The following is a 14,736-nucleotide window of genomic DNA, read 5'->3' as shown; positions in this document are numbered from 1 at the left end:
GCCTGTTTTTATCTGTTTCGGGAGAATCCTGATGACCATTATCGTAACCGGCGCGGCCGGCTTTATCGGCAGTAATATCGTGCGTGCGCTGAACGAGCGCGGCATCCGCGACATTGTGGCGGTGGACAATTTCAGCCGGGCCGATAAATTCCGCAATCTGGTGCAGGCCGACATCGCCCATTATCTCGACAAACACGAATTCATCCGCATGGTGCGCGCCCACAAATTCAGCGGCGACGACATCGAGGCGGTGTTCCACCAAGGCGCCTGTTCCGACACCATGTGCCACGACGGCGTGTATATGATGGACAACAACTACCAATACACACTGGATCTTTTGGATTGGTGTCAGGACGAGCGCATCCGCCTGATTTACGCTTCTTCGGCCGCAGTGTACGGCAAAGGGCAGGTGTTCCGCGAGGAGCGCGAGCTGGAAGCGCCTTTGAATGTGTACGGCTATTCCAAATTTCTGTTCGACCAGATTCTGCGCCGCCGCATGGAGCAGGGCTTGGGCGAGCAGGTGGTGGGGCTGCGCTATTTCAATGTTTACGGCCGCCACGAGCAGCACAAAGGCCGCATGGCTTCGGTGGCCTTCCACCATTTTCACGAATACCGCGAGCACGGCCGGGTCACCCTGTTCGGTGCCTACGACGGCTACGGCAACGGCGAGCAGAGCCGCGATTTCATCAGCGTGGAAGACGTGGTGAAGGTGAATCTGTTTTTCTTCGACCGCCCCGAAAAAACAGGCATTTTCAACTGCGGCACCGGCCGCAGCCAGCCGTTTAACGATTTGGCCACCGCCACCGTCAACGCCTGCCGCGCGGCCGAGGGCTTGCCGGAATTGGCTTTGGAAGAATTGGTGGCGCAGGGTTTGATTGTGTACCGCGATTTTCCGGATGCGCTCAAAGGCAAATACCAGAGCTTTACCCAGGCCGACATTTCCGCCCTGCGCGATGCGGGCTATCAGGAAGAGTTTGACGATGTGGCTGCCGGCGTAAAACGCTACGTGGCTTGGTTGGCCGAGCAGGATTGAGGGTTTGCCGCTGTAGTTTCAGGTAGCCTGCAGGCTACCTGAAACCCGGAATCCACATGATGGATGTCGGCTTTGCTAGGCATAAAAACAGGCGGGTGATTCCCGTCTGTTTTTATGCCGCCGCTTTTTCTGCCGGCGGGGCGCTGCCGTTTTGTTTGCGCCGCAAATACACCTGTTTGCGCACGCGGGCCACCACTTCGCCTTGGCTGTCGATGACTTCGTTTTCAAACCAGTGCAGCACTTTGCCGCCGTCGGCGGCGCGCGCCAACAGCTCGGCCAGCACGGCGTCGTCGAGGCGGAATTCCACCGCCACCGTGCCGCGGCCGGGTTTGACGAATTCGATTTCCGCCGCTTTGTCCCACACGATGTAGCCGCGGGGCAGGGCGTGCAGAATCAGCAGCATCCAGAAGGGGTCGGTCATGGCAAACAGGCTGCCGCCGAAATGGGTGCCGACGTAGTTGCGGTTCCACCATTTCTGCCGCAGTTCGATGCGGGCGCTGCGCCAGTTGCGACTCATGTCGGTGACGCGGATGCCGGTGAACAAAAAGGGCGGCCAGAGGTTCATGGCCAGTTTCATGGTTCGCGGGGTCATTTTCATGTGGCGGGCTACCTGAAAATCTGTTGGCGGTAGGGGGAAAATAGAAATACCGCTTTCGCTGCGGCGAAAGCGGTATCGGGGCAGGGGATTAGTTTTTGTCTTGGTCCACCAGTTTGTTTTTGGCAATCCAAGGCATCATGCTGCGCAGTTGGGCGCCGACTTTTTCGATTTGGTGGTCGGCGTTCAAACGGCGGCGGGCGGTCATGCTGGCGTAGTTGGTGTTGCCTTCCTGGATGAACATTTTGGCGTATTCGCCGCTTTGGATGCGGTAGAGCGCTTTTTTCATCGCTTCTTTGGTGGCGGGGGTGATCACTTCCGGGCCGGTTACGTATTCGCCGTATTCGGCATTGTTGGAAATGGAGTAGTTCATGTTGGCGATGCCGCCTTCGTACATCAAGTCCACAATCAGTTTCAGCTCGTGCAGGCATTCGAAGTAGGCCATTTCGGGGGCGTAGCCGGCTTCCACCAGGGTTTCGAAGCCGCATTTCACCAGCTCGACTGCGCCGCCGCACAAGACGGCCTGTTCGCCGAAGAGGTCGGTTTCGGTTTCTTCACGGAAGTTGGTTTCGATCACGCCGCCTTTGGTGCCGCCGTTGGCTGCGGCGTAAGAGAGGGCGATGTCGCGGGCTTTGCCGGAGTTGTCTTGGTAAACGGCGATCAGGGAGGGCACGCCGCCGCCTTTGAGGTATTCGCTGCGCACGGTGTGGCCGGGGCCTTTGGGAGCCACCATGATCACATCGACGTTTTTGGCGGGAACGATTTGGTTGTAATGTACGTTGAAGCCGTGGGCGAAGGCCAAAACGGCGCCGTCTTTCAGGTTGTTGTGGATTTCGGCGTTGTAAACGGCGGGCGCGCTTTCGTCGGGCAGGAGAATCATCACCACGTCGGCGGCTTTGGTGGCTTCGGCCACGCTGCGTACATCGAAGCCGGCTGCTTGGGCTTTGTTCCAGGAGCCGCCTTGGCGCAGGCCGATCACCACATTGACGCCGGAGTCTTTTAGGTTGGCGGCGTGGGCGTGGCCTTGCGAGCCGTAGCCGATGATGGCCACGGTTTTGCCTTTGATCAGGGAGAGGTCGGCGTCTTTATCGTAAAACACTTGCATGGAACGTTCCTTCATAAACAGTTAGATAAAATCGGTGAAATCTCGCGGCACACGGGCGGGCTGTTGGCGGCGCGGCGGCAGGCTGCGGGTGGCGGCTGCCGCACGGTCACGTTGCCGTAAAGTGCGGCATACTACCTGAAATTTGCAGCCTTGGCAGCTTATTTGGACAAAAATTTTTTGCTTGCTTTCGGTTTGCTTGGGCAGCGGTAAAAATTTGGACAAATTGTCTTATTTGCTTGTGCGGAACATGGGAGAGGCTACCTGAAATGCGGTGTGCCGCCGGCATGGGGCGAGGGGCGGAAAGGGTTTATAATGCGGCCTTTTCCGGATGATCCCCATATAGGTGTGCGTGATGACGCTCCAACAAGAACTCGGCTTGTTCCTGCTGCCCGCCGGCGTGTTTCTGATGTGTTTTGCCGCGCTGTGGCAGATGTATGTGATGATGACCGAAAGCTATACCCTCAACCGCTTTAAAGACAAACAGCTGGTGTGGGCGGTCACGCTGCTGTTTTTCACTTTCAGCATAGGCGTGTATTGGCTGTGCCCGAATGCACGCAAAAAAGGCATTTTGTTTTTTATTCTCGGTGTGGGCGGTGTGGTGTGTTATGTCTTGGGAAGGATGTGGCTGCCGTTTGCCAAATAAGCATGCAGGCTACCTGAAACGGAAAAACCGCTTTCAGGTAGCCTGTGCTGATGAAGGCTTAGCAGAATAACCATTGTCAAAACCATCTGCGGCATGTCCTCAGACAGCCGCACTGTTTTGTTGAAAGAACAATACTGTGTATCCGATTTCAGAACCTTACCGCAGCGGCCTGCTGGCCGTGTCCGACCTTCATCAGATTTATTGGGAAGAATCCGGCAACCCGCAGGGCCTGCCGGTGATTTTTCTGCACGGCGGCCCCGGAGCGGGCGCATCGCCCAAAGCGCGCGGTTTTTTCAACCCCGCCGCCTACCGCGTGGTCATCATCGACCAGCGCGGCTGCGGCCGTTCGCTGCCTTATGCCGAAACGCGCGACAACACCACTTGGGATTTGGTGGCCGACATTGAAAAAGTGCGCAAGATGCTGGGCATCGAGCGCTGGCTGGTGTTCGGCGGTTCTTGGGGCAGCACGCTGGCGCTGGCTTATGCGCAAACCCATCCCGAGCGGGTGCGCGGCCTGATTTTGCGCGGCATTTTCTTGGGCCGGCCCAGCGAAATCCGTTGGCTGAACGAAGCCGGCGGCGCGGAATACATTTATCCCGAGCAATGGCAGCATTACCTTGCTCCCGTGCCCGAACAAAAGCGCGGCAATATGGTGCAGGCCTACCACGAGATGCTGTTCGGCTCGGATCACGCCCAAGCGCTGCGGGCGGCGAAAGCCTGGGCCGAATGGGAAAGCTGGCTGGTGCAGTTTGATCCGCAGCCGGTGGAAGAAGATGCCGAGCAGGCTTTGGCGATTGCGCGCATCGAAAACCATTATTTCGTCCACGGCTGTTGGTTGGACAACGATAAGGCATTGCTGGCGAATGTGGACAAAATCCGCCATCTGCCCACCGTGATTGTGCAGGGCCGTTACGACATCTGCACGCCGATGCACAGCGCCTGGGCGTTGAAGCAGGCGTTTCCCGAAACCGATTTGCGCATCGTGCAGGGCGGCCATGCCGCGTTTGAAGGTGAAGTGGCCAAAGGCTTGGTGCAGGCGGCGGATGAGTTTGCCCTCCTGTTGGCTACCTGAAAAGGCACCGGCCATTGGTTATTGCCGCGATGCTTGGATTGGCAATCATGTATTTGCCTTGGGCTACCTGAAAACGTGTCGGCTGTCTGTTGGCGGCTTTCAGGTAGCCTGCGGCCGCAGGCTGCCGGCATCTGTTTTATGTTGATGATTTCCCCGTTTCTTTTTGCATGACGATTCTGTGTTTATGAGCCCGTTTCCCATCCCCGCCCCCGCCCAAAAATCCCGCTGGCTCGGCCTTTCGCGCGGCAGCCTGCCTTTGATGCTTACCGAATGCCTGCCTGAACAACCCGTAAAAATCATTCTCACGCAAGATGTGGAGCAGGCCTTGCGCCTGCAAACCGCGTGGCAGTTTTTCCGCCCGCAGGATAATGCGGTGTTTCTGCCCGATTGGGAAACGCTGCCCTACGAACGTTTTTCGCCGCATCAGGATTTGGTTTCGGAGCGGCTTTCTGCCTTGTGGCAGCTGAAAAACGGGCAGGCCGACGTGTTGGTGGTGCCGGTGGCCACCGCCATGCAGAAGCTCGCGCCGGTGTCGTTTCTGCTCGGGCGCACGTTTTGGCTGAAAACGGGTCAAACGCTCGATATCGACGCGTTGCGCGAAAACTTGATTGAAGCGGGTTACAGCCATGTTTCCAACGTGATTGCCGCCGGCGAATTTGCCGTGCGCGGCGGTATTTTGGATATTTTTCCGATGGGCGCGGAGTTGCCCTACCGCCTCGATATGTTCGGCGATGAAATCGACAGCATCAAAACTTTCGATCCCGACACCCAGCGCACGCTTGCTCCGGTAAGCGAAATCCGCCTGCTGCCCGCGCACGAGTTCCCCACCGATGACGACGCGCAAAAAATCTTCCGCAGCCGTTTCCGCGAAGAAATCGAGGGCGACTACAACGCCGCCGCCGTGTACAAAGCCGTGAGCAACGGCCATTTCGGTGCGGGCGTGGAATATTATCTGCCGCTGTTTTTTGAAAACGAATGCGCCACATTGTTTGACTATATCGGCGAAGAAGCCGTTGTCGTGTGCCTCGGCGACGTACACACCGAAGCTGCGCGCTTTTGGGCGGACGTGAAAACCCGCTATGCGATGGCGCAGGGCGATGATGCTTACCCGCCTTTGCATCCACAGCATTTGTATCTCAGTGAAGACCAGTTTGCAGGCCGTCTGAAACCTTATCCGCAAATTCTGCCCGACTTTCACGGCAAGCAGCACCAATTGCCCGATGTGGCCGTGAACCGCCAATCCGAAACCCCGCTCGCCGCCCTGCACGGTTTTCAGACGGCCTTTGAGGGCAGGATTCTGTTGTGCGCCGAAAGCGCAGGCCGTCGCGAAACCATGCTCGGCTTTTTTGCCCAGCACGGTCTGAAACCGAAAAGCGTGGACGGCTGGCAGGCGTTTTTAAACAGCGATGCGCCGCTGTGCATTGCCGTCACGCAGTTGGCGTACGGGTTTCAGCTGCCGTCTGAAAACGCGGGCGGTGTTTCCGAATCGGCCGAAGCCGTAGGTCGGATTCCCGAATCCGACAAAACGCAATCGGCACAAATGTCGGATACAAGTATCCGACCTACGGAAGCCCATTTTTCAGACGGCCTTTCAGGTAGCCTGCCCATTGATGCAGAACCCGTAGGTCGGATTCTCGAATCCGACAAAACACAATCGGCGCAAATGTCGCGGCCTACAACCGGCCTCGCCGTCATCACCGAATCCGACCTCTACCAATACGTCGCCCGCAGCCGCACCGCACGCCGCAAGAAGCACGCCCAAGTTTCAGACGGCCTTTTGCGCGATCTGGCCGAAATCAACATCGGCGACCCCGTGGTACACGAAGAGCACGGCATCGGCCGCTATATGGGCTTGGTCAGCATGGATTTGGGCGAAGGCAGCACCGAAATGATGCTGCTCGAATACGCCAACGAAGCCCAGCTTTATGTGCCCGTGTCGCAGCTGCACCTGATCAGCCGCTATTCCGGCCATGCCTATGAAAACGTGCAACTGCACCGCTTGGGCACCGCAGCATGGAGCAAAGCCAAACGCAAAGCCGCCGAAAAAGCCCGCGACACCGCCGCCGAACTGCTCAATCTCTACGCCCAACGCGCCGCACAAGAAGGCTTTAAATTCCAGTTTAACGAATTGGACTACCAAGCCTTTTCAGACGGCTTCGGCTACGAAGAAACCGAAGACCAAGCCGCCGCCATCGCCGCCGTACTCAAAGACCTTACCCAAGGCAAACCGATGGACAGGCTAGTGTGCGGCGATGTCGGCTTCGGCAAAACCGAAGTCGCCTTGCGCGCCGCCTTCGTGGCCGTGATGGGCGGCAAACAAGTGGCCGTACTCGCCCCCACCACGCTGCTGGTGGAACAACACGCACAAAATTTCAGCGACCGCTTCGCCGATTTTCCCGTTAAAGTCGCCCAGCTTTCCCGCTTCAACAGCAGCAAAGAAACCAAAGCCACGCTCGCCGGTATGGCTGACGGCACAGTCGATATCGTCATCGGCACGCACAAACTCGTGCAAGACGACATCCAATTCAAAAACTTAGGCTTGGTGATTATCGACGAAGAACACCGCTTCGGCGTGCGCCAAAAAGAGCAACTCAAACGCCTGCGCGCCAACGTCGATATCCTCACCCTTACCGCCACCCCCATTCCGCGCACCCTCAGCATGGCACTCGAAGGCTTGCGCGATTTCTCGCTCATCACCACCGCACCCAGCCGCCGTTTGGCCGTTAAAACCTTCGTCAAACCCTTCAGCGAAGCCAGCGTACGCGAAGCCGTGCTGCGCGAACTCAAACGCGGCGGGCAAGTATTCTTTTTGCACAACGAAGTCGAAACCATCGAAAACATGCGCGAACGCCTGCAAGAGCTGCTGCCCGAAGCCCGCATCGGTGTCGCCCACGGCCAATTGCGCGAGCGCGAACTCGAACAAGTGATGCGCGACTTCCTGCAACAGCGGTTCAACCTGCTGCTGTGTTCCACCATCATTGAAACCGGCATCGACATCCCCAACGCCAACACTATCATCATCAACCGCGCCGACAAATTCGGCCTTGCCCAACTGCACCAATTGCGCGGGCGCGTCGGCCGCAGCCACCACCAAGCCTACGCCTACCTGCTTACACCCGAATACATCACCAAAGATGCCGAAAAACGCCTCGATGCCATTTCCGCCGCCGACGAACTCGGCGCAGGTTTTACCCTTGCCATGCAGGATTTGGAAATCCGCGGTGCCGGCGAAATCCTCGGCGAAGGGCAAAGCGGCGAAATGATGCAGGTTGGCTTCACTCTCTACACCGAAATGTTAAAACAAGCCGTGCGCGACCTCAAAAAAGGCCGCCAGCCCGACCTCGACGCACCGCTGGGCGTAACCACCGAAATCAAACTGCACAGCCCCGCGCTCTTGCCCGAAAGCTACTGCCCCGACATCCACGAGCGGCTAGTGCTCTATAAACGCCTCGCCACCTGCGAAACCAAGGGCCAAATCAACAGCGTGCACGAAGAACTCGTCGACCGCTTCGGCCTGCCCGAACAACCCGTCAAAACCCTAATCGAAAGCCACCGCATCCGCCTGACGGCCAAAGAAATGGGCATAGACGCAATCGATGCCACCAGCGACGCCGTTACCCTTACCTTCGGCAAACACCACAACATCGACCCCGCGCAGATTATCCTACTGATGCAAAGCAACAAAAACTACCGCATGGCCGGCGCAGACAAATTGCGCGTAAGCGCGGTGATGGAAGATGTGGAAACAAGGATTCAGACGGTGAAAGCGGTTTTGAAGAAATTGGGGGAGAAGTAAACGGGCTGTTGGAAAGAAAAGGCCGTCTGAAATTTCAGACGGCCTCAGGACTAACCGTAGGGCGGGAAGGGATGCCCAACCTACACGGAATAAACACCACGGGCTACCTGAAACCTTTCTGCCAAGCAGGAATCGGTTTTCAGGTAGCCTGTTATGCTTTGCTTGATGTGATATTAAATCACGCCTTCTTCGCGCCAGCGGGCGATGTCTTCATCCGTGTAGCCCAAGCTGCGCAATACGGCATCGGTGCTGCTGCCCAAAGCCGGGGGCGGGCTGTCGTAGCGCACGGGTGTGGCGGAGAGTTTGACGGGGTTGCCGAGCATGCGCACGGGGCTGCCTTGCTCGGCGAAGTCCACCACCATTTGACGGTGCTGTACCTGCGGCAGTTGCAGGGCTTCGGCGATGTTGTTGATGGCGCCGCAGGGCACTTGTACCGCTTCCAGTGCGGCCAGCCATTCGTCGCGCCCGCGTTGCCTAAAGGCTTGCGCCAGCTCGGGCACGAGGAGGTCGCGGTTGCGCACGCGCTGCGGGTTGGTGGCGAAGCGTTCGTCTTCGTGCCAGCGGCCGCCGAGCACGCCGCAGACGGCGGCAAATTGTTTGTCGTTGCCGCAGGCCAGAATCAGGTGCTGGCCGCCGGCGGTTTCAAACACTTGGTAGGGCACGATATTGGGGTGGGCGTTGCCCAGGCGCGGCGGCACCTCGCCGGAAGCGAGGTGGTTCATGCCCACATTGGCGAGCATGGCCACGGCGGAATCGAGCAGCGACACATCCACATGCTGGCCTTCGCCGGTGTGCGCCCGCGCCAACAGGGCGGCCTGGATGCCGATGGTGAGCTGGAGGCCGGCAAACAAGTCCACCACCGCCACGCCCACTTTGTGCGGCAGGCCGTCGGTGGGGCCGGTGATGCTCATCAGCCCGCTCAAGCCTTGGATGATGTAGTCGTAACCGGGCTTGGCGGCATCGGGGCCGGTTTGGCCGAAGCCGGTGAGCGAGGCGTAGATCAGGCGCGGGTTGACGGCTTTGAGCGATTCGTAATCGAGGCCGTATTTTTTCAGGCCGCCGACTTTGTAGTTTTCCACCAACACGTCGGCTTCGGCCGCCAGCCGGCGCACGATGGCCTGCCCTTCGTGGCTGGCCATATTGATGGTGAGCGACTGTTTGTTGCGGTTGACGGTGCCGAAGTAGGCGGCGGTGCCGTCGGCAAAGGCGGGCGGCGACCATTGGCGGGTTTCGTCGCCGGCGCCGGGCCGCTCCACTTTGATGACTTCTGCGCCCAAATCGGCCAGCGCCTGGGTGCAGGAAGGACCTGCCAATACGCGGGAAAGATCCAATACTTTAATACCGTTTAGAGCAGTCGGCTGCATGATGTTTCCTTTTTGATTATTGATGGTCATTGGTAAACAGCGATTGAAATCGGGCGGGTGCTTTCAGGTAGCCTGTCCTGCAACATCCGCATGGTTATGTAAATATAATGTACAACTATGTTAATATTTCCAGCCTTATCGGTTTATTATATTGACACAATAACACACATAGGAGCAAACCATGCCGCTTACCAAACCTTTGTTGATTTCTGTTTTTGTCTGCCATGCCTTGCTGCTGGCTTCCTCGGCAGCCGCTGCCGAGACAGCATACGGCAGCTACGGTAAGGAAACTGCACTCACATTGGTGCGCGAACATGCCGGAAGGCTCGCTGGCGACCCCAAAGAAGCGGTGGCCGCCCAATATATGCTGGAACGGATGCGTGTAGCGGGTCGTGCCGAGCCGCAGGCGCAGGAGTTCGGTTTCACCGCCCGCCGCGGCACGTTGGCCGGCAGCCGCATCACCAGCCGCAATATTGTGGTGAATCAGGCCGGCAGTGGCAACACCGGCCGCGTGCTGATTGTCGGCGCGCACTATGACTCGGCGCCTTCCGACCGCAGACTGGATCGCTCACGGTTGGAAGGTTTGGACGACAATGCCTCCGGTGCCGGCGTGCTGACCGAGTTGGTGCGTCATCTGGGCGGTATCGAAACCGAGCATGACATCCGATTTGTAGCATTTGGTGCCGAAGAGTACGGGCTGATCGGGTCGCGCCATTTTGCCGCACAATTGACTGCCGAAGAGAAGCAGAAAGCCTTGGGCATGATCAATCTGGACAGCTTGGTTACCGGCGACAAGATGTATGTTAACGCCGGTGATCGGGCGCATGACAGCGTCAGCGGGCAATCGGTAGCCGCTTACAGCGGTTTGCGCGAACACGCTTTGGCCGTGGCCAAAGAGCTGGGCATTGATCTGCATGTCAACCCGGGCGATAAAAACGTGCCCGGCACCAATACTCCTTATAAGCCTTATGGTGTCGGCTGCTGCAGCGATCAAGAGGCTTTTGACGCCGCCGGTTTGCCGGTGGCCGGCTTTGAAGCAACCAACTGGGATCTGGGCCCGGATTTCGATGGTTATACCCAAACCGACAACCCCAAGATTCCCGGCGGCAGTACTTGGCACGATCCGGCCGAGGACAACGAAGCCTTTTTGGGCAACGCCTTGCCGCCGGGGCGTTTGGAACAGCGGATGCGTGATTTCTCCCGTTTGGCGACGCGCCTGATTGTGGAGCAAACCAATGCCGACCTTCTGCAATCCGTCAAGAGCGCTGCGGTAACGCAAAATGCCTTCAACCGCCACCTGCACGACAGTGCCGTCCAAGCCCAATTGCCCGTTTACCGCCGCGCTGCGGTATTGCAGGCAGGTTGGGGCGGGGAAGAAGCCGCCCGCGTTTGGTTGGACGGTGACTACCGATACCGCGATGCCGATTATGCCGTTTCAGGTAGCCACATTCATGCCGGGGTGTATGGCGAATATGCCGTTCGGCCGCAATGGGCACTTGGCGGCGGCCTGCGTGTGGCACATCATTTGGGCGGCAGCGGCTCAATCGGCAAAGAACGTGCCTATGGCTTGCAGGCCTATTCTGTCTTCGGAGCGCCCGAACAAGGCTGGTCGAACATCACGGTGCTGGGTTGGTTCCGTCATTCTGCCGATTTGGAGCGCCATATCCGCTTGGGGGGCGGTAATGTTCCGACCATTATCGACAAAAGGGAAATGGGTCGTGCACGCGGTTCTGTTTTTAGCCTGAGCAATACGCTGGCCTATCATTTTGGTCAGGCCGATGTCTTGCGCCACGGGCCTTACTGGGGGGTGAACTACCGTTACGCCACCATTAACGCCCACCGCAGCGGCGATGCAGGTTCGCGCACCGCATTGGACATCGGCAAAACCCGCGATGAGCAATGGGACAGCGAATTGGGTTACCAATTGCAATACCGCTTTCATGCCGGAAACAAACCGGTGTCGCTTTACGGCCAGCTCGCTTATGTGCGTCTGTTCGGCCAGCCCGGTCTTGAAAACGTAACCGCGATTTCTCGTGCCGACGGGCGTGCTCGCAACGGGCAATATCAGGCAGATGAAGACAAGAGCTACGGTCGCCTGCAAATCGGCGCGGCCAGCCAATTAACGCCCAAGTTGAGTGCTTATGTGCATGGAGACACCACCTTGGCGCGCCGTGAGCGGCGAAGCGCCATGCACCTGGGCGTGCAATACCGTTTCTAAAGCCACCACAGCAAACCGGCCGGCTGCCGATACAGCCGGCTTTTTCATGCCCGCGATAAGGAAGCGGGCTGGCGTATAGCGCGACGGCGTATCTTACTTACTAAGGATGTTGGGTTAAAACTTGTCGGTTCATGGCCGATACGGGTTTACAGATTGTGAATCCGGTTCTGCAGTCGCTTCTTTTCCGGCCTGTTGTAGGCAGCGCCGTTTGGCAGCGTTGGAGGCCATATCCAGCGGGCTGCGCCCATTGCATTCGCGGACAGCCGGATCGGCGCCGGCGGCCAGCAGGATTTTGACGGTGGACAGTTTGCCGTGGCTGGCGGCCCAGTGTAGGGCGGTGTAGCCGTGGCGGTCGGCCGCATTGACGTCGGCTCCGGCGGCCAGCAGGCAGCGCACCACGGCATCTTCGCCCCAACTGGCGGCGCCGGATAAGGCGGTTTCGCCGCTGGAATCGCGCCAATTGACATCGGCGCCGGCAGCCAGCAAACGGCGCACGCGGCTCACTTTCCCGGCCCAGGCGGCGGCGTGCAGGGCGGATTCGGCCCCGCCTTCTTCGGCACTCAGGCCGCCGGAATTTTGGAAAAAATGGGTCGGCATGATGCATCCTTTGAACAATCTGTTTGCGGCACCGCCTAAGCAGCGGATTGTTGTAGAGCCTGTTGGCCATTCACCGGCACGGCGGTGTTTAGCTCCGCCGGTCTGCTGCACGCCCGAGAAGGCAAAAAACACAGCAAGCTTACACAGCTGGCGCACATTTCGTTGCCTTTTGTGGGATTCGCGCCGCAGACAGGGACTTTTGACCGCAAAAACCGTCGCAACGTAGGTTGTGAGCAGGCGCTTAGTACAGCGCGCGGTCGATGCAGCTGGCGCAATCTTGCCGGCTGTCGGCGGCACAGGCGGCGTGGTGGCGGATGCCGCGGTCGTGTTCGAGACGCTGTTGGCGGGTGCACACGCTTTCGCGCGCGCCGCCCAAGGCTTGCAGTACGCCGATGCCGGCTTCCTGGTAGGCATCGAGCGCCACATCATTCGCCTTCTGAATGGCCGACAGGCCGGCTTCGCCCATGGTGTGTTTCAACACCCGGTCGCCGATATTGTCTTGGCCGCGGTGGCCCATGCGGGCGGCTTGGTTCATCACGTTTTGGGTTTGCCCCCAGCGTTGGCGGCAGGTTTCGTCGAGCGCCATCGGGCGGTCGGCGGCGGGGGCGGCCGCCCATTCCTGTGCCACGCAATCGGTGGCGCTGGCGGCATGGCTGCCGAAGTGGCGCAGCCCTTGGCCGACATCGTGCGCGATTTCGCGTAAAGAGTCGGCCGCAGCCGGGGCGCTGAACAGTGCCAGTGCGGTCAACAGCAGGCCGAATGCGCGGAGGCGTTGAAACAACATATTGGATGGTGTGCCGTAATGAAGAGGGCGGAATATTTTGACGGCATAGCCCTGCCGGGCAAGCGCCATGCCGTCAAAATATTCAGGCTGAGACCTTTGAAAACCCTCATCTGCGGCGCATTTCTGCGTTGTGCGCTGCTCGCTCGCTTGCCTATCTACATGATATGTCTTCGCTCGCTGCGCTGCTACGCCTTGAACTGCATCCACATCTGAGGGTTTTCAAAGGTCTCAGGCTACCTGAAAGCCTGATGCTGCTTTCAGGTAGCCTGCGTTTCGGTTTAACCGAAGGCGGCGATGCCGGTTTGGGCGCGGCCCAGAATCAGGGCGTGTACGTCGTGCGTGCCTTCGTAGGTGTTGACGGCTTCCAAGTTCATCACGTGGCGGATAACGTGGTATTCGTCGGCAATGCCGTTACCGCCGTGCATGTCGCGGGCCACGCGGGCGATGTCCAACGCCTTGCCGCAGTTGTTGCGTTTGATCAGGGAGATCATTTCGGGCGCGGCTTTGTCTTCGTCCATCAAACGGCCCACTTGCAGGGCGGCTTGCAGGCCTAGGGCGATTTCGGTTTGCATATTGGCCAGTTTCATCTGCACGATTTGGGTGGCGGCCAGCGGGCGGTTGAACTGCTTGCGGTCCAAAGTGTATTGGCGGGCGGCCTGCCAGCAGAATTCAGCAGCACCCATGGCGCCCCAGGCAATGCCGTAGCGGGCTTTGTTCAGACAGCCGAAGGGGCCTTTCAAACCGCGGATTTCGGGGAAGGCGTTTTCTTCGGGCACGAACACTTCGTCCATCACGATTTCGCCGGTGATGGAGGCGCGCAGCGAGAACTTGCCTTCAATTTTGGGTGCAGACAGGCCTTTCATGCCTTTTTCCAAGATGAAGCCGCGGATTTCGCCGGCGTCGTCTTTGGCCCACACCACGAACACATCGGCAATCGGGCTGTTGGTGATCCACATTTTGCTGCCGCTCAGGGAGTAGCCGCCGTCCACTTTTTTGGCGCGGGTTTGCATGGAAGCGGGGTCGGAACCGGCATTCGGTTCGGTGAGGCCGAAGCAGCCGATCAGCTCACCGGTGGCCAGTTTGGGCAGAAATTTTTCTTTCTGTTCGTCGGTGCCGTAGGCCCAGATTGGGTGCATCACCAAGCTGGACTGTACGCTCATGGCGCTACGGTAGCCGGAATCCACGCGCTCTACCGCGCGGGCGATCAGGCCGTAGGCCACGCTGCTCATGCCGGCACAGCCGTAGCCGTCAATGGTTACTCCCAGCAAACCCAGTTCGCCCATTTGGCGCATGATGTTGCGGTCGAAGTTTTCTTCGCGGTTGGCCATCAGAATGCCGGGCATCAGCTGCTCTTGGCAGAACGCTTCGGCCGATTCGGCCACCATGCGTTCTTCTTCGGTGAGCTGGCTGCTCAGCAGTAGGGGGTCTTCCCAAGTAAACGGTGCACGGGTTTGTGCCATGATGATTCTCCTTGAAATCAAATTGAAACAGAAAAATATTCCGCCAGTCGAAATATTGTTTTACAATAC

Annotated in this window: 12 protein-coding genes; 5 read left to right on the top strand and 7 right to left on the bottom strand. The window is 58.6% G+C overall.

Annotated features, from left to right (window positions below; all coding sequences use genetic code 11):
- The first annotated feature begins 31 nt into the window (after nt 1-31).
- Complete coding sequence (gene rfaD / locus H3L94_RS08350) at nt 32-1,033, top strand: ADP-glyceromanno-heptose 6-epimerase (protein ID WP_182121644.1); 1,002 nt, start codon at nt 32-34, stop codon at nt 1,031-1,033.
- Between the two features lie 112 nt (nt 1,034-1,145).
- On the opposite strand, the gene H3L94_RS08345 is transcribed toward rfaD, so the two are convergent.
- From H3L94_RS08345 to H3L94_RS08335, 3 genes are all read right to left on the bottom strand, one after another.
- Nucleotides 1,146-1,631 (bottom strand): DUF4442 domain-containing protein, encoded by a 486-nt coding sequence (locus tag H3L94_RS08345; protein WP_232203073.1) that lies wholly within the window; start codon nt 1,629-1,631, stop codon nt 1,146-1,148.
- Between the two features lie 88 nt (nt 1,632-1,719).
- Nucleotides 1,720-2,733 carry a ketol-acid reductoisomerase gene (gene ilvC, locus H3L94_RS08340; RefSeq protein WP_182121643.1) on the bottom strand — a complete coding sequence of 338 codons (1,014 nt, stop codon included), beginning with the start codon at nt 2,731-2,733 and terminating at the stop codon, nt 1,720-1,722.
- Nucleotides 2,734-2,754: 21 nt separating this feature from the next.
- Entirely contained in the window at nt 2,755-2,955 is a 201-nt protein-coding gene (locus H3L94_RS08335) for a hypothetical protein (RefSeq protein WP_182121642.1), read from the bottom strand.
- A gap of 130 nt (nt 2,956-3,085) precedes the next feature.
- On the opposite strand from H3L94_RS08335, the gene H3L94_RS08330 reads away from it, so the two are divergent.
- The 3 genes from H3L94_RS08330 (at nt 3,086) to mfd (ending at nt 8,244) form a co-directional block, all read left to right on the top strand.
- Nucleotides 3,086-3,376, top strand: coding sequence for a hypothetical protein (locus tag H3L94_RS08330; RefSeq protein WP_009118659.1), 291 nt, complete (start codon nt 3,086-3,088; stop codon nt 3,374-3,376).
- Nucleotides 3,377-3,512: 136 nt separating this feature from the next.
- A complete protein-coding gene (gene pip / locus H3L94_RS08325) occupies nt 3,513-4,448 on the top strand; it encodes a prolyl aminopeptidase (protein WP_182121641.1) in 936 nt (311 codons plus the stop codon).
- A gap of 184 nt (nt 4,449-4,632) precedes the next feature.
- A complete protein-coding gene (mfd, locus tag H3L94_RS08320) occupies nt 4,633-8,244 on the top strand; it encodes a transcription-repair coupling factor (protein ID WP_182121640.1) in 3,612 nt (1,203 codons plus the stop codon).
- 173 nt (nt 8,245-8,417) lie between these two features.
- On the opposite strand, the gene H3L94_RS08315 is transcribed toward mfd, so the two are convergent.
- A complete protein-coding gene (locus tag H3L94_RS08315) occupies nt 8,418-9,608 on the bottom strand; it encodes a CaiB/BaiF CoA transferase family protein (protein WP_182121639.1) in 1,191 nt (396 codons plus the stop codon).
- A 181-nt stretch (nt 9,609-9,789) separates the two neighbouring features.
- Here H3L94_RS08315 and H3L94_RS08310 point away from each other — a divergent pair, with 181 nt between their 5' ends.
- A complete protein-coding gene (locus H3L94_RS08310) occupies nt 9,790-11,826 on the top strand; it encodes a M28 family peptidase (protein ID WP_182121638.1) in 2,037 nt (678 codons plus the stop codon).
- 129 nt (nt 11,827-11,955) lie between these two features.
- Here H3L94_RS08310 and H3L94_RS08305 read toward each other — a convergent pair whose 3' ends face one another.
- The 3 genes from H3L94_RS08305 to H3L94_RS08295 form a co-directional block, all read right to left on the bottom strand.
- Nucleotides 11,956-12,423 carry an ankyrin repeat domain-containing protein gene (locus tag H3L94_RS08305; protein ID WP_182121637.1) on the bottom strand — a complete coding sequence of 156 codons (468 nt, stop codon included), beginning with the start codon at nt 12,421-12,423 and terminating at the stop codon, nt 11,956-11,958.
- Nucleotides 12,424-12,664: 241 nt separating this feature from the next.
- Complete coding sequence (locus tag H3L94_RS08300; protein ID WP_182121636.1) at nt 12,665-13,207, bottom strand: hypothetical protein; 543 nt, start codon at nt 13,205-13,207, stop codon at nt 12,665-12,667.
- Nucleotides 13,208-13,485: 278 nt separating this feature from the next.
- Nucleotides 13,486-14,667 carry an acyl-CoA dehydrogenase gene (locus tag H3L94_RS08295; RefSeq protein WP_182121635.1) on the bottom strand — a complete coding sequence of 394 codons (1,182 nt, stop codon included), beginning with the start codon at nt 14,665-14,667 and terminating at the stop codon, nt 13,486-13,488.
- Nucleotides 14,668-14,736: the final 69 nt, after the last annotated feature.

Origin of the sequence: Neisseria shayeganii, assembly GCF_014054965.1 — a bacterium.
Taxonomy (GTDB): Bacteria; Pseudomonadota; Gammaproteobacteria; order Burkholderiales; family Neisseriaceae; genus Eikenella; species Eikenella shayeganii.
Note: the sequence above shows the minus strand (reverse complement) of the source record. Positions and strands in the feature narration are given on the sequence as shown.

Excerpts from the sequence above, each read along its gene's own strand:
- rfaD (WP_182121644.1), top strand. The coding sequence starts at position 32 with ATGACCATTATCGTAACCGGCGCGGCCGGCTTTATCGGCAGTAATATC.
- H3L94_RS08345 (WP_232203073.1), bottom strand. The coding sequence starts at position 1,631 with ATGAAAATGACCCCGCGAACCATGAAACTGGCCATGAACCTCTGGCCG.
- ilvC (WP_182121643.1), bottom strand. The coding sequence starts at position 2,733 with ATGCAAGTGTTTTACGATAAAGACGCCGACCTCTCCCTGATCAAAGGC.
- H3L94_RS08330 (WP_009118659.1), top strand. The coding sequence starts at position 3,086 with ATGACGCTCCAACAAGAACTCGGCTTGTTCCTGCTGCCCGCCGGCGTG.
- mfd (WP_182121640.1), top strand. The coding sequence starts at position 4,633 with ATGAGCCCGTTTCCCATCCCCGCCCCCGCCCAAAAATCCCGCTGGCTC.
- H3L94_RS08315 (WP_182121639.1), bottom strand. The coding sequence starts at position 9,608 with ATGCAGCCGACTGCTCTAAACGGTATTAAAGTATTGGATCTTTCCCGC.
- H3L94_RS08310 (WP_182121638.1), top strand. The coding sequence starts at position 9,790 with ATGCCGCTTACCAAACCTTTGTTGATTTCTGTTTTTGTCTGCCATGCC.
- H3L94_RS08305 (WP_182121637.1), bottom strand. The coding sequence starts at position 12,423 with ATGCCGACCCATTTTTTCCAAAATTCCGGCGGCCTGAGTGCCGAAGAA.
- H3L94_RS08300 (WP_182121636.1), bottom strand. The coding sequence starts at position 13,207 with ATGTTGTTTCAACGCCTCCGCGCATTCGGCCTGCTGTTGACCGCACTG.
- H3L94_RS08295 (WP_182121635.1), bottom strand. The coding sequence starts at position 14,667 with ATGGCACAAACCCGTGCACCGTTTACTTGGGAAGACCCCCTACTGCTG.